Consider the following 13,427-nt stretch of genomic DNA (forward strand, 5'->3'; position numbering starts at 1 on the left):
CTGCTGTGACGGGCGGCGCTGGGGTGCCCGCCCGGGCCGCTTTTCCACGCCGGGCAGAGCGGTGGGGGCACACGTCCTCCGGGGTTCCGCCGGGGTGAGGCTGCGGAGCCGCCCGAAGCGGCTCCGCTGCCTCACCCCGCCTTACGCTCCCGCCGCTTCCGCCGCGCGGGGCGGGAACGGCGCCCCGGCACGACTCGGGGCGGTGCGGGCCTTCGGGTGGTGCGCGACCCCGGCGGAACCGGGCCGGTGGAGGGCGAGTTCGAAGTCCCGCTGCACCTTGGCCGTCGGCGCCAATCCGGACGGCAGCTGGATCCGCCCGTCCGCGACCATCCGCCGCACGGCGGTGCGGCTGAGGCCGAGCCCGAGCATCAGCAGCCGCTCGACGCGGACCGGCACGGGCAGGTCGAAGCCGACCAGGACGGTGAGCGGCGTCGGGTCGTCGAGCGCGTACAGCGGCGTCCGGGCCTCCAGCTCCCAGGTGCCGGTCCAGTCGAGGCGGTACCCGTTCCTCGCCGCGAGCGCGGCGCTCATCGTCAACTCCCGCACCACGGCGGGGTCGTTGGTCTCGTACCCGACCAGTCGGACGGGGTCCAGGGAGGAGACGTGGGCGCGTTCGTGGACGGGCACCTTCGAGGTCCGGTCGCAGCCGGCGCAGCTCAGCAGCAGCCAGACGTCGAGCAGCTTTCCGCTCGCGTTGACGCGGATCTTGCCCGAGGCGCGGTGCCGCGTGCCCGGGCAGTCCGGGCAGGCACGGACGACGGTGGGCAGGGCGGATTGACGCACGGCCCAGTGGGCCTTGCGGTCGGTATTCATGAGGTGGTTGCTTTCAGGACTCTCCGGGAGCGCGCGCGGGCCCGCCCCGGCCCCGGCCTGGCCGGAGCCGGTCGGAACTGGTCGGGGCATGGCGGATCGCGAGCGCTCCCGTGATGACGGATGCACACGTGGGCGCGAGTCATCGCCTCGGTACCGAGCCGTCAAGGCTCCGAGGTCGATCGCGCGAGGGGTTCGGTGGTGCTACGTGGCAGCCGTCAGAAGTCCATGCGGGTGATCATGATCGAGACCACGTCCGCGGGCAACTCATTTTCGGGTTCAGCGGGCACGGGCCGACCCGGCCCGGCGCGGTCAGCAGAGGGTGGCGAAGGTGTACCCGCGGGCCTTGAGGGTGGACAGGATCGTCGGCAGCGCCGCGACGGTCTGGCTGCGGTCCCCGCCGCCGTCGTGCAGCAGGATCACCGAGCCGGGGCGGACGTTCTTCAGCACCCGCGACTGGATCGCGCCCGTGCCCGGCCGCGACCAGTCGGCCGGGTCCACGGACCAGAGCACGACCTGCTTGCCGAGCGCCGCCGCCCGGGAGCGCACCGCGGTGTTGACCGCGCCGTACGGCGGGCGCAGGCACTTCGGGGTGCGGCCGGTCTGCGCGCGGATCGCCCGGTCGGTGTTGCCGACCTGGGCGTTGAAGGAGGAGGCGGAGAGCCGGCGCAGGTCCGGGTGCGACCAGGAGTGGTTCTGCACGCTGTGGCCCTGGCGGGCGACCTGGGCGGTGAGCGAGGGGTGGGCGGCGACGTTCTCGCCGATCTCGAAGAAGGTCGCGCGGACCCCGTAGCGGTTGAGGATCGCGAGGACCTTCGGGGTGTAGGCGGGGCTGGGGCCGTCGTCGAAGGTGAGGTAGACGACCTTGGCGCCGTTGACGCCCTTGCTCCCGGCGGCCTCCGCGGTGTCGGCTGGGACGGCGACCGCCGCGCCCGCCGCCAGGGCGACGGCGAGTGCGCCGATCGCCGCCCGGATCCGTCCGCGTGCCGTGCGTCCAACTCCCCTGCGCCCAGCGGTTCGTACGGCCATGTCTGCCCCCTGGTGTCGGAACTGCCGTGTACCGGCCAGTCTGCGCCGCCGACCGCCGGGGCCGCGACCCGCCGGGGGACGGAAGGGCGTGAAATCGGCCAGCCGGACGGCGGGTTGACCAGCGGGCTTCCGGACGCACAGCCCGGACGCCCCCGGCGGAGACCCGCCGGGGGCGTCGAGGCCGCTGCGCCGCGGCCGGGTTCAGCGCGAGCCGCGCCCGTGCAGGACGAGCGCGCGGCTGAGGGCGAGCAGGCCCGCCGTGCACAGCGCGGTGCGGAACATGTTGGCCGCCACCCACGTCCCCTCGAAGTGCGTGCGCACCGCGGCGAAGTCGTGGATCTGGGACGGGTCGCCGGCCGCCGCCAGGTCGTTGTTCAGCGGGATGTTGACCCCCATGGTGACCATCAGCGCCACCACGTACAGCAGGGTCGCGCCCGCCGCCCACAGCGCCGCCTGCCGCCGGCCCGCCTTGTGCTGGAGCCAGGCCGCGATGCCCGTCGCGATGAAGGCACCGGTGAAGACCAGGCCGAACATGCCGTTCTCGATCGACTTGTTGATGTGCTGCATCGCCGTCACGTACGTCCGGTCGTCACCGGCCGCCAGGCCCGGCATCACGGACACGTCGAAGGCGAAGAACAGCCCCGCCATCAGCCCCATCGCGATGGTGGCACCCACCAGGACGGGACCGGCGGCCTTGCTACGGGTGACGGGCGCCACCGGCGGGACACCTCCTCGGGTGAGGCCGTCGAAGGCCCCTGGAGCGGTGTAGGAAGCAGGAGTTGAGGTCTGGTTGGAGCTCATCGTTCATCCTTCGGTTCTCCCCGGTCGGTCCCCGCCCCTCGCGGGGACCCCTCGGCGCCCGGGGCGCCGGCCTCCTCACCGCCCGCCCGGTTCACGCCCGGGTGGTGACGGTCAGGCGGCCGGCGCCGCCCGGCACCGACGATCAACTGAACTGCCGCTCGGGCGGCTGGCGTCGGACAGCCGGCCCATCACGCGTTCCACACGCCGGTGGCGGCGGCCGCCCGGGCGTAGTCCGCGAAGTCCCTCGGCTCGCGCCCCAGCGCCCGCCGCACCCCGTCCCCCAGCGAGGCGTTGCGGCCGTCCAGGATCACCGAGAACAGCTCGGCGAAGTCCCCCGGCAGCCCCGCCTCCTCCAGCACCAGCCGGTAGGCCTCCGGCGACACCGGCGCGAACCGCACCTCCCGGCCCGTCACCGCCGACAACTCCCGCGCCACATCGGCGAAGGACAGCAGCCGCGGCCCCGTCAGCTCGTACACCTCACCCGCGTGCCCCGCCCGCGTCAACGCCGCCACCGCCACGTCCGCGATGTCCTCCACGTCCACGAACGGCTCCACCGCACCACCCACCGGCAACGCCAACTCCCCCGCCAGCACCGGCTCCAGGAAGAACGACTCACTGAAGTTCTGGTCGAACCACGCGCACCGCACCACCGTCCACGCCGCCCCCGACTCCATCACGGCCTTCTCCCCCGCCTCCGCCGCCTCCTCACCACGGCCCGACAGCAGCACCAGCCGCCCCACACCCCGCTCCACCGCCCGCCGCGAGAACGCCCCCACCGCCTCCACCGCCCCCGGGAAGGCCAGATCCGGGCAGTACGTCAGATACGCCGCGCTCACCCCCTCCAGCGCCGCGTCCCACGTCCCCTCGTCATGCCAGTCGAACGGCACCGCCGCCGACCGCGACCCCACCCGCACCGCGTACCCCAAAGCCGACAACCGCTCCGCCACCCGCCGACCCGTCTTGCCCGTACCACCCACCACCAGCACCGCACCCGCACCGACCGGCAGATCCACTGCGCCCGCACCAGCCATCACGACCACCCTCACTCGGAGTAGGAGAAACCGGCGGACCGAGCGGGGGCTTCTGCGAGCCCCCGGACCGTCCGTCCTCGTGTCCACCAGTCAAATCCACGCCGGGCCGGCGAACCATAGCCTCCGCACTCAGGCGCATGCGTGAGCGTCTACGGCACCGGCGGGGCCCCGAAACCCGGGGCCGTACCTCCTCCGCCGTCCACCAGAACACATCGGGGCCGCCACGAACCACCGGCTTCGACCTGCCCTCCAGCGGTCCTTGAGCGGAACCGGCGACCCGCCGACCGCCGCGCGGCGGAAAGCTGTGGCGCCACGGCGACGAAGGGCGCTATGCTCCCCGGCGATGAAGACCTTCACTGCTCTCGGATCGGAGGTCCCGTTCGCGCAAGGTGAGTGCTGATGCTCACCCACACCGCGAGCGAGGACGACTCCCGCTTCTCCTTCTGGCGGCGCGTACGCGAGTACGCCGTGCCGCCCACCATGATCGAAACCGCCACCGCGCGCCGACTCGCCGGTGACTGGGCCGGGGCCTGCGCCGCCGCCAACGTCGAGGTCGACTTCCGCCTGCGGGACGTCGCGCACGCCCACGGGCAGGCCTTGGCCGAGCGGGTGCGCGAGGACCTGCGCAGCCTGGCGCCGGACCTGCTGCGCTGGCACCTGCCACGCACCGCTCCCGACGGGCTGCTGCGCGCCGGGCTGACCGTGCCGCTCGCCCGTTACCCGGGCCGACGGCCGGTGCACCTCGTCGTCCGCACGCCGCCCGCCTGGGCGGAGTACGGGCAACGCTTCAGCCTGGCGCTCTGGGACGGCTCGGACCCCGGCCCCGCCCCGCACCCCCATCCGCACCCCAGCCGCCGGTACCGGCTCGACCTGCACCGGCACCTGTGGGACGCGGACCGCAGTGGGGAGTTGGCGGAACGGACCGGCGCCCGCTCCCCAACTGACCCGCCGGACACCGGAGTCGGACCGCACGGGCTGCGCCGCGCCGTCGAACGCTGGGCCGTCGAGGCCGAGTTGCTGCTGCGCGCCGAGGGGCTCCCGCCCGGGCCCGTCGCGGTACGGCTCGGGCGCGGCGAGCGGCTGCTACTCGGACCCGACGGCCGGGTCAAGGCGGCCGTCGGGGACGTCCGGGCGCTGCCGCTGCTGCCCGACGCGGCGACCTGGGCGCCGCCCGACCTCGACCTGCTGCGCGGCGGCGAGATCGAGCCGGACCGGCTGCACCCGCTGGTCGCGGCCGCACTGGCCCCCGGCCACCGGACCGGGCACGAGGCCCAACCACCCGCCGGGCAACGGCTGGTGGAGTGCCGCGGCGCCCGGCACCGGATCGCCGTGGTCGACGGGGTGCTGACCGCGCTCGACCACGACCCGGCCCAGCTGCGCCGCGAGGAGCTGCTGGCCGCGCTGTCCGGCACCCCGCTGCCCTGCCTGCGCGCCATCGACCAGGCGCACCGCGATCCGGTCGAACTGGCCGGTGTGCGCCAGCGGTTGAGCCACGGCGACACCGCCGGGGCGCTGGCCGTCGTCGAGGACCTGCTCGGCCGGCAGGCCGCACTGCGGGACGGCCCGCTGCGGGACGAACTCGCGGCGGCGGCCGAGCGCCGGATCGCCTACGGCCTCTACCGCTCCGGCCTGACCGCCGACCAGCAGGGCAAGGCGGCGAAGCCCCTGACCCGCTACGACCTCTACCGGTTCGGCAGGCCCCGGAACCGGGGCCGCAGTCACGCGTTCCCGCGACCCCCACGCTCCGCCGCCCGCTGAACCCCGAACGAACCCCAAACGAAGCCCGCGTGGAGCCACGCGCGGAACCCCCTGACTTCCTCCGACTTTCCCAAGGTGATCGCCCATGCCCATGACCACGCCCGCCCCCGCCCGACTCGACGTCGCCCGCCAACTGCTCGACCTGCTGGCCGACACCCGCACCGAACCGCGCCCCGACGACCAACTGGAGGCGCTCACCCTGGCCGTGGCCGCCGACCTGCCCGTGCTGCTCTGGGGCGAGCCCGGGATCGGCAAGACCGCCGCGCTCAACCAGCTCGCCACCGCCCTGGAGCTGCCGCTGACCACCGTCATCGCCAGCGTCCACGAGCCCTCGGACTTCTCCGGCCTGCCGATCGTCGGCGACGACCCGGCGCAGCAGGGCATCCCGCTGGCCCCGCCGGACTGGGCGGTGCGCCTGGTCCGGGCCGGACGCGGGCTGCTGTTCCTGGACGAGCTGTCCACCGCGCCGCCCGCCGTCCAGGCCGCGCTGCTCCGGCTGGTCCTGGAGCGCCGCATCGGCTCGCTCCAACTGCCGCCGGGCGTACGGATCGTGGCGGCGGCGAACCCGCGTTCCTCGGCGGCCGACGGGTGGGAGCTGAGCCCGCCGCTGGCGAACCGGTTCGTCCATCTGCAGTGGGTGCACGACCACGAGGTGGTGGTGCGCGGCCTCGGCGGGGTGTGGCCGGTCGCCACGCTGCCGCAGCTCGATCCGGCGGAGCTGACGGCGGCGGTCGGGTTCGCCCGTCGGGCGGTGTGTGAACTGCTCACCGTGCGACCGGAGTTGGTGCACCGGCTGCCCACCACTGAGACCAAGCGCGGCGGTGCCTGGCCGTCCCCGCGCAGCTGGGACATGACGCTGCGGCTGATCGCCTTCGCCACCGCGGCCGGCTCCTCCCGGGAGGTGCTGTCGCTGCTGATCCGGGGCACGGTCGGGGACGGCCCTGGCCTGGAGTTGATGGCCGCGATGGACCGGATGGACCTGCCGGACCCGGAGCTGCTGCTCGCCGACCCGGCGAGCGCCGTGCTGCCCGAGCGCGGGGACCTGCGCCAGGTGGTGCTGGACGGGGTGGTGGCCGCGGTGCGCAACCGGCCGGAGCGGGCCCGCTGGGACGCGGCCTGGGCGCTGCTGGTGCGGGCGATGGCGACCGGGGCGCCGGACGTGCTGGTCGTCCCGGCCACCACGCTGGCCTCGCTGCGCCGGGAGAACTGGGAGGTCCCGGCGGCGATCGAGCACCTCGCCTCGACGGTGGCGCTGTCCCGGCGGGCCGACCGCGCCGCCGTCCGGGTCGCCGCCCGGACCGACGTGACGGCCGGCCGATGAGCGCGGGCAGCACGGCGAAGGGCACCACGGCCGGCGCCGCGCCGCCGGACACCGGTTGGAGCGCCCGGCCCACCGCCACACCACTGGACGTCCGCAGGCGCGGCAAACCGCTGACCGCCCGCCGGCCGACCGTACCCGTGTCCGTACCAGCCTCCGCACCGGCCTCCGCGTCGGCGGACCCGCGCCCGCTGGACCTCGACAAGCTGTACGCCGCCCGGCTGCAGGCCGTCCGGGCCCGCCCGTACCTGGCGACGGCGCTGTTCGCCCTGCACCTGGTGGAGGACCGGCAGGTGCCGACCATGGCCGTCGACCGCTACTGGCGCTGCTACGCCTCCCCCGCCTTCGTCGAGCGCACCTCCGTGGAGGACCTCGCCTCGATCTGGGTCCACGAGGTCTCCCACCTGCTGCGCAACCACCACGGGCGCAGCGACCGCCTGGCCCGCGACCTCGGCCTGACCGGTCCGGCGGACCGGCTGCGGATGAACATCGCCGCCGACTGCGAGATCAACGACGACGCCTTCGGCGACGGCCTGGTCAAGCCGGCGGGCGCGCTGACGCCGGAGCTCCTCGACCTGCCGGAGGGGGAGCTGATGGAGGACTACGTCCGCGGCTTCAGCTTCGACCTGCGCCGGCTGAACCTGGCCTGGCTGGACTGCGGCAGCGGCGCCGACGGCGTGGACCGCTCCTGGGAACTGGGCCCGGACGGCGCCCACGGGCTGACCGCCCAGGAGCAGGACGCCGTCCGCTTCCGGGTCGCCGAGGGCATCCGGGGCCGCCCGGGAAACGCCCCGGCGGGCTGGCGGCGCTGGGCCGAGGAGGTGTTCCACCCGCCGCAGCCCTGGCGGCAGTTGCTGGGCGCGGCGCTGCGCTCGGCGGTCTCCGGGCCGGGTGCGGGCGGGGACTACAGCTACGGCCGTCCGGCCCGTCGCGCGGTCTCGCTGCCGGGGGTGGTGCTGCCGAGCCTGCGGCGGCGCCCGCCCCGGGTCTCGGTGGTGATCGACACCTCCGGGTCGGTCTCGGACGAGGAGTTGGGCAGTGCGCTGCTGGAGGTCGCGGCGATCGGCCGGGCGGTCGGCGGCCGGCACGACCTGGTCACCGTGCTGTCCTGCGACGCGGCCCTGCAGACCGTCGGCGGGCTCTGCCGGTCGGCGGGCATCCCGCTGGTCGGCGGCGGCGGGACGGACCTGCGGACGGGCTTCGCCGCGGCGCTGCGGACCAGTCCTCGGCCGGACGTCGTGGTGGTGCTGACGGACGGGCAGACGCCCTGGCCGTCGGTCGCGCCGTCCTGCCGTACGGTGGTGGGCCTGTTCCGGCGCCCGCCCCGGTACAGCGAGAACGACGGGGAGTACCGGCCGGACGCACCGCCGAGCTGGGCCCGGGTGGTCCGGATCGGCTGAGACGGCACGACGACAGGAGGTTCCGGTGCACCACCCCGACGAGCACCTGCGGCTCGCACACCACCGCCGGGCCCTCGCCGAGGCGCCACCGCAGGACGCGGCGGGGGTGGTGGCGCGGGTGCTCGCCGATCCCGACCGGGCGATGGCGAGCGGCGCGGTGGGCGAGTACCTGGACCGGCGGGCGGCGGAGCTGCTGACTGGGCCGGGGTTCCCGGCCTGGCGCCGGGAGCTGGCCGCGGCCGCGGCGGCCGACGACTTCGCGGTGCGGCGCCTGCACGAGTGGGCGCTGCTGCGGGCGGTCACCCTCGACGAGCCGTGGGAGGCGCGGCAGTTGCTCGCGGCCTCCGACTGGCTCCAACTGCGCACCGCCGAGGGCACCTCGTCGACGACGGCCCTGGGCGTCCTGGCCGAGGGCGGACGCACCCGGCGGATCCGCGCCGCGGCCGCGGCCCGGCTGCGGAGGCTCTGAGTCGTCGACCGACGCGGGGCGGCCGACCCCCGGGATCAGCGGGGGCCGACCGCCGTGCGGCGGGAGCCGTCAGCCCACCATGGCCGCCAGCACGCTGCGCCAGTCCTCCCCCGGCTCCGGCTGGAGCGCGGCGGCCAGGGTCTCCGCCCGGTAGTGCCACGGGCGCCGCAGCTCGGGGTCGGCGTCGGGGCGCGGGTCCAGGGCGCTGGCGGAGCCGAGCAGCCGGATCAGCTCGGTGGCGAACTCCGCCCAGGAGACGTGCCCGGTGATCGCGTTGACGATCCGCCCGGCGGCGGGGCCGTCGGGCAGGGCGCAGGCGGCGAGGGCGCGGGCCAGGGCGGCGGAGTGCACCCAGGCGGCGCCGTTCCACTCCTCCGGCTCGCCGGGGGCCGCGGCGGGCAGGGCGATCGGGCGGCCGGCCAGGGCGGCCTGGTAGAGGTCGCCGGTGGAGCCCCAGCGGAGCTGGTCGCGCAGGCGGTGGTGCGGCCCCCAGACGATCGGGGCGCGCACCACGGTGGCCGGGCCGTGGCCGGTGGCCTCGGCGTGCTCGAACAGCATTCGCTCGCAGTCGAGCTTGGCCTGCCCGTACTCGGTGACGGGCGCACCGCTGGGGCCTCCTTCGGCGACCTCGGTGCCGGGCGGGCGCCCGTAGGCGTCGATGCTGCTGACGAAGACGAACGGGCCGCCGGACCAGCCGTCCAGCAGGGCGCGCATGGCGGCCGTGTCGACCTGGTGCTCGGTGAAGGTGCAGGCGGCGTGGATGACGGCGTCCACGCCCTTGACCGCGCGCTGGAGGCTGTCCAGGTCGGCGAGGTCGCCCTCGGCGATCTCGGCGCCGTGCAGGGCCGGCAGGTGGGCCGACTCCGGCCGGACCAGGACGCGTACCGGCCGCCCCTGGGCCATCAGTTCCTGCAGCACGGCGGCGCCGACGCCGCCGGTGGCGCCGGTGAGCAGCACGGTGCCGGTGCGGGGCTCGGTGCTGTGGAAGGCGTCGGTGCTGTGGAAGGCGGCGGTGCGGGTGAGGGCGGCGCGGCGCTCCTCCTCGCGGGCGGCGAGCAGGGCGGCGAGGGCGCGCGGGGTGCGGTGCTCCAGGATGTCGAGGCCGGTGAGCGGCACCCCGACCCGGGTGCGCAGGCGCTCGGCGAGCTGGACGGCGACCAGCGAGTGGCCGCCGAGGGCGAAGAAGTCGCCGTCGGCGGGCGGGACGTCGCCGAGCAGTTCGCCGAAGGCGGTGCGCACCAGCTCGAGCGGGCCGACGGCCGGGGCGGCAGGAACCGCGGGGACGGCGGCGCCGGGCAGTCGGCCGCGGTCGACGGCGCCGTCCGCGCCGCGCGGGATGCGGTCCAACAGGGTGACGGCCAGCGGCAGTTCGGCGGCCGGGACGGCGGACCGGAGCCGGGCGCGCAGGTCGGTGCCGCTGGGGGCGACCGGTCCGCGCACCACCGCGTAGGCGAGCGGCGGGCCGTCAGCGGTATCCACCACGGCCGCGTCGGCCACCCCGGGGTGGGCCGCCAGGGCCTCCAGCACCGGATGCCGGGTGGTGGAGAGCAGCAGCTCGCCGGGGAGTTCGGCGAGCGGGAGGTCCGCGTCCTCGACGACCGTGCGGAGCACGGCGGCGAGGGCGTCGGCCAGTCGGGCGGCCGTGGCGCCGTCCAGTGCGGCGTGGTCGTGCTGGACGATGCAGCGCGGCTGCGGGCCCTCCTCCAGCACCAGGGTGAGGTCGAACTTGGCGAGCCCCAGGTCGACGTCGACGTGCTCGGTGTCCAGGCCGGGCAGCGTCAGGGCCGTCGCGGGCTGGACGAGGTCGCAGCTGACCGACAGCAGCGGGGTGCCGTCGGCGCCGCGCGCCGCCGCGCCGAGCCGCTCGACCACCAGGTCGAAGGGCACCTGGTGGTGCTGCTGGGCGTCCAGCAGGGCGCCGCGCACCTGGGCGAGCGCCTCGGCGAAGGAGCCGTCGCCGACCAGGTCGGCCCGCACCGCGAGGGTGTTGACGCCCAGGCCGACGGTGCGGCGCAGTTCGGGCCGGGCCCGGTGGCCGCTGGCGCAGCCGAGGGTGAGGTCGTCCTGGCCGGCGGCGGTGCGCAGGGTGGCGAAGGCGGCGGTGAGGACGACGGCGAACAGGGTGGCGCCGTGCCGGGCGCCGAGTTGCCGCAGGCCTTCGACGGTGGCGGGGTCGAGCGGCACGGCGTGCAGGCCGGCCCGGCGGTCGCGGGCGCCGGGTGCGACGGCCCGCAGCAGCGGCAGCGGGCGGGCGCCGGCCAGGTGGGCGGCGAGGGTGTCGGCGGCGGCGGTGAGTTCGGCGTCGCGGGCGCGCTCCTGGCGGGCGTACTCGGCGTACGGCATGCCCGGGGCCGGGAGCCGGGGCTCGGCGCCGTCGCGGGCGGCGGTGTACAGCTCGGCGAGGTCGGCGGCGAGGACGGGCAGCGAGCCGCCGTCGACCGCGATGTGGTGGATGGTCAGCAGCAGGGTGTGGTCCTCGGGCGCGTGCCGCAGCAGCAGGGCGCGCAGCACCGGTCCGTCGGTGAGGTCGAAGGGGCGGGCGGCCTCGGCGGTCAGCTGCTCCGTGCCGTCACCCATGGCCTCCAGGACCGGCAACTGCACCGGGCCGGCCGGTTCGATGTGCTGGTACGGCTGTTCGCCCCGGCGCGGGTAGCGGGTGCGCAGGACGGCGTGCCGCTCGGCGAGGCTGGTGAGCGCGGTGGCGAGGGCGTCCCGGTCGAGCGGTCCGCGCAGCCGGGTGGCGATCGGGACGTTGTAGAGGGAGCCGCCCTGGCCGAGGTGCTCCATCAGCCACATCCGCTGCTGGGCGTGGGAGAGCGGGGCCGGGCCGGCGTCGGCATCGGCGGCGGCCGGGCGCTGCGGGGCGAGGGCGGTGCGGCGGTTGCGGGCGCGCCGCAGCAGGTCGTTCTGGTCCTTGCTCATCGCTGGGGTGCTCCCTGGGTGTCGTCGGCGTCCCGCAGGGCGCGTTCCAGTAGTTCGGCCTGGCCGGCCACGGTGGGGTTGCCGAGGAAGTCGGCGAGGGACAGGTCGATGCCGAACTCCCCGGCCAGGTCGTCGACGACCCACATGGCGAGCAGCGAGTGGCCGCCCTCGGCGAGGAAGTCGGCGGCCGGGTCGGTGATCGGGCGTTCCAGGGCGCGGCTCCAGGCCTCGGCGACGACCTGCTGGATCGGGGTGAGTTCGACCTCGGCGGTCACCCGCTCCGCCGCGGGGTCCGGGGCGGCGGCGAGCGCGCGCCGGTCGACCTTGCCGCTGCCGGTGAGCGGCAGTTCGGCGAGGACGACCCAGGCGGTGGGCACCAGGTGGGCGGGCAGCCGCTCGGCGAGCCGGGTGCGCAGGGTCTCGACGCCCGCCGCGCAGCCCTCGGCGGGGACGACGCAGGCGGTGAGCGCGGCGTCGGCGCGTCCGGGCCGGCGGACCACCACGGCCGCCTCGGCGACCTCGGGGAACCGCAGCAGGGCCTGCTCGACCTCGCCGGGCTCGATCCGGAAGCCCCGGACCTTGACCTGGTCGTCGGTGCGGCCGTGGAACTCCAGTGCGCCGTCGGGGCGTTGGCGCACCAGGTCGCCGCTGCGGTAGGCCCGGCCGCCGTCGGGGAGCTCGCGGAAGCGCTCGGCGGTCAGGTCGGGGCGGTCGAGGTAGCCCTGGGCGAGCCGGCCACCGCCGATCCACAGTTCGCCGACCGTGCCGGGCTCGACCGGGGCCAGCCGCTCGTCCAGGACGAGGGCGCGGGCGCCGCCGAAGGGCCGTCCGATCGGGACGGGGCCGCCCTCGCAGTCGGCGGGGGCGATCCGGTGCGCGGTGGTGAAGGTGGTGGCCTCGGTGGGCCCGTAGACGTTGTACAGCTCCAGCCAGGGGAAGGCCCGCAGCACGGCCCCGGCGTACTCGGGGGCGAGGGCCTCGCCGCCGACGGCCAGGGTGCGCAGCACGCCGAAGATCCGGGACTCCTTGGCGGCCAGGTGGTGGAAGAGCGCGGTGGTCAGGAACGCGGTGGTGGCGCCGGACCGCTCGATGTCGCGGACGAGCTCCTCGGCGCTGGGCCGCTCGGCCGGGGAGACGGCGACGGCGGCGCCGCGGGCGAGCGGGGCCCAGAGTTCGAAGGTGGCGGCGTCGAAGGAGGGGGTGGAGTGGAAGAGCACCCGGTCTCGCGGGCCGAGGGGCAGCCCGTCGGGGGCGGTGACCAGGTCGGCGACGGCGCGGTGCGGGACGAGCACGCCCTTGGGGCGGCCGGTGGAGCCGGAGGTGTAGTAGAGCAGGGCGGGCGCGTCCGGCTCGGCGGCGTCGGGCACCGCTCCCCCGGTCTCCTCGGTGCCGCGCTCGGTGAGCACCAGGGTGCGCTCGGCGGGCAGTCCGGCCTCGGCGAGCAGCGCCTTGTCGCCGAGGACGAGCCGGACGCGGGCGTCGGCGGTCATCTCGGCGATGCGCGGGGGCGGGTAGGCCGGGTCGAGCGGGACGACGAGGGCGCCGGCCCGCCAGACGGCGAGCTGCGCCACGGCGAACCTGGCCGAGCGGGCGCACAGCAGGCCGACGGCGCTGCCGGGGCCGATCCCGTGCGCGGCCAGGACGGCGGCCAGACGGCAGGCGGCGTCGTGGAGTTCGCGGTAGGTGAGGTAGCCGGCGCCGTCGGTCAGGGCGAGCGCGCTCGGGTGCTGCTCGGCCTGCCGGGCGACCAGCGCGGGGAGGGTGGGGAGGGCGGGTGTCATGGCTGGGTCCCTTCCGGGCGCCCCGGCGCTGGGGCCGGGGCGCCGCCGTTCAGGTCAGGAGGTGCGGACGGGGGCCGTACGCGGTCCGGTCTCGCGAGGGGCGGGACC

General features: G+C 76.2%; 10 protein-coding genes. 4 read left to right on the forward strand and 6 right to left on the reverse strand.

Annotated elements, in window-relative coordinates; translation table 11 throughout:
• Positions 1-141: 141 nt before the first annotated feature.
• The 4 genes from ACFVXG_RS45600 to ACFVXG_RS45615 all read right to left on the reverse strand — a co-directional run bounded on the left by ACFVXG_RS45600 (position 142) and on the right by ACFVXG_RS45615 (position 3,671).
• Complete coding sequence (locus tag ACFVXG_RS45600) at positions 142-813, reverse strand: DUF1062 domain-containing protein (RefSeq protein ID WP_387936429.1); 672 nt, start codon at positions 811-813, stop codon at positions 142-144.
• Between the two features lie 309 nt (positions 814-1,122).
• Positions 1,123-1,839 carry a polysaccharide deacetylase family protein gene (locus tag ACFVXG_RS45605; protein ID WP_387936430.1) on the reverse strand — a complete coding sequence of 239 codons (717 nt, stop codon included), beginning with the start codon at positions 1,837-1,839 and terminating at the stop codon, positions 1,123-1,125.
• Positions 1,840-2,040: 201 nt separating this feature from the next.
• Positions 2,041-2,640 (reverse strand): DUF1772 domain-containing protein, encoded by a 600-nt coding sequence (locus ACFVXG_RS45610; protein WP_387936431.1) that lies wholly within the window; start codon positions 2,638-2,640, stop codon positions 2,041-2,043.
• Between the two features lie 188 nt (positions 2,641-2,828).
• A complete protein-coding gene (locus tag ACFVXG_RS45615) occupies positions 2,829-3,671 on the reverse strand; it encodes an NmrA family transcriptional regulator (protein WP_387936432.1) in 843 nt (280 codons plus the stop codon).
• A gap of 399 nt (positions 3,672-4,070) precedes the next feature.
• Between ACFVXG_RS45615 and ACFVXG_RS45620 the strand changes: the two genes are divergently transcribed.
• The 4 genes from ACFVXG_RS45620 (at position 4,071) to ACFVXG_RS45635 (ending at position 8,616) form a co-directional block, all read left to right on the forward strand.
• The gene (locus tag ACFVXG_RS45620; RefSeq protein WP_387936433.1) at positions 4,071-5,429 is read left to right on the forward strand and encodes a hypothetical protein; all 1,359 of its coding nucleotides are present in this window, start codon (positions 4,071-4,073) and stop codon (positions 5,427-5,429) included.
• An 85-nt stretch (positions 5,430-5,514) separates the two neighbouring features.
• Complete coding sequence (locus ACFVXG_RS45625) at positions 5,515-6,750, forward strand: AAA family ATPase (RefSeq protein ID WP_387936434.1); 1,236 nt, start codon at positions 5,515-5,517, stop codon at positions 6,748-6,750.
• Complete coding sequence (locus ACFVXG_RS45630; protein ID WP_387936435.1) at positions 6,747-8,147, forward strand: VWA-like domain-containing protein; 1,401 nt, start codon at positions 6,747-6,749, stop codon at positions 8,145-8,147. Before ACFVXG_RS45625 ends, ACFVXG_RS45630 begins: the two co-directional genes overlap by 4 nt.
• A 25-nt stretch (positions 8,148-8,172) precedes the next feature.
• Positions 8,173-8,616, forward strand: coding sequence for a hypothetical protein (locus ACFVXG_RS45635; protein ID WP_387936436.1), 444 nt, complete (start codon positions 8,173-8,175; stop codon positions 8,614-8,616).
• A gap of 69 nt (positions 8,617-8,685) precedes the next feature.
• Here the strand turns inward: ACFVXG_RS45635 and ACFVXG_RS45640 are convergent, their stop codons facing one another.
• Positions 8,686-11,538: a condensation domain-containing protein gene (locus tag ACFVXG_RS45640; RefSeq protein ID WP_387936437.1), complete on the reverse strand. Its 2,853-nt coding sequence runs from the start codon at positions 11,536-11,538 to the stop codon at positions 8,686-8,688.
• Positions 11,535-13,319: a non-ribosomal peptide synthetase gene (locus ACFVXG_RS45645; protein WP_387936438.1), complete on the reverse strand. Its 1,785-nt coding sequence runs from the start codon at positions 13,317-13,319 to the stop codon at positions 11,535-11,537. Before ACFVXG_RS45645 ends, ACFVXG_RS45640 begins: the two co-directional genes overlap by 4 nt.
• Positions 13,320-13,427: the final 108 nt, after the last annotated feature.

The organism is Kitasatospora sp. NPDC058162 (assembly GCF_042884005.1).
Lineage (GTDB): Bacteria > Actinomycetota > Actinomycetes > Streptomycetales > Streptomycetaceae > Kitasatospora.

What these genes read in the sequence shown, in the direction of transcription:
- ACFVXG_RS45600 (WP_387936429.1), bottom strand. Translation starts at nt 813, where the DNA reads ATGAATACCGACCGCAAGGCCCACTGGGCCGTGCGTCAATCCGCCCTG.
- ACFVXG_RS45605 (WP_387936430.1), bottom strand. Translation starts at nt 1,839, where the DNA reads ATGGCCGTACGAACCGCTGGGCGCAGGGGAGTTGGACGCACGGCACGC.
- ACFVXG_RS45610 (WP_387936431.1), bottom strand. Translation starts at nt 2,640, where the DNA reads ATGAGCTCCAACCAGACCTCAACTCCTGCTTCCTACACCGCTCCAGGG.
- ACFVXG_RS45615 (WP_387936432.1), bottom strand. Translation starts at nt 3,671, where the DNA reads ATGGCTGGTGCGGGCGCAGTGGATCTGCCGGTCGGTGCGGGTGCGGTG.
- ACFVXG_RS45620 (WP_387936433.1), top strand. Translation starts at nt 4,071, where the DNA reads ATGCTCACCCACACCGCGAGCGAGGACGACTCCCGCTTCTCCTTCTGG.
- ACFVXG_RS45625 (WP_387936434.1), top strand. Translation starts at nt 5,515, where the DNA reads ATGCCCATGACCACGCCCGCCCCCGCCCGACTCGACGTCGCCCGCCAA.
- ACFVXG_RS45630 (WP_387936435.1), top strand. Translation starts at nt 6,747, where the DNA reads ATGAGCGCGGGCAGCACGGCGAAGGGCACCACGGCCGGCGCCGCGCCG.
- ACFVXG_RS45640 (WP_387936437.1), bottom strand. Translation starts at nt 11,538, where the DNA reads ATGAGCAAGGACCAGAACGACCTGCTGCGGCGCGCCCGCAACCGCCGC.
- ACFVXG_RS45645 (WP_387936438.1), bottom strand. Translation starts at nt 13,319, where the DNA reads ATGACACCCGCCCTCCCCACCCTCCCCGCGCTGGTCGCCCGGCAGGCC.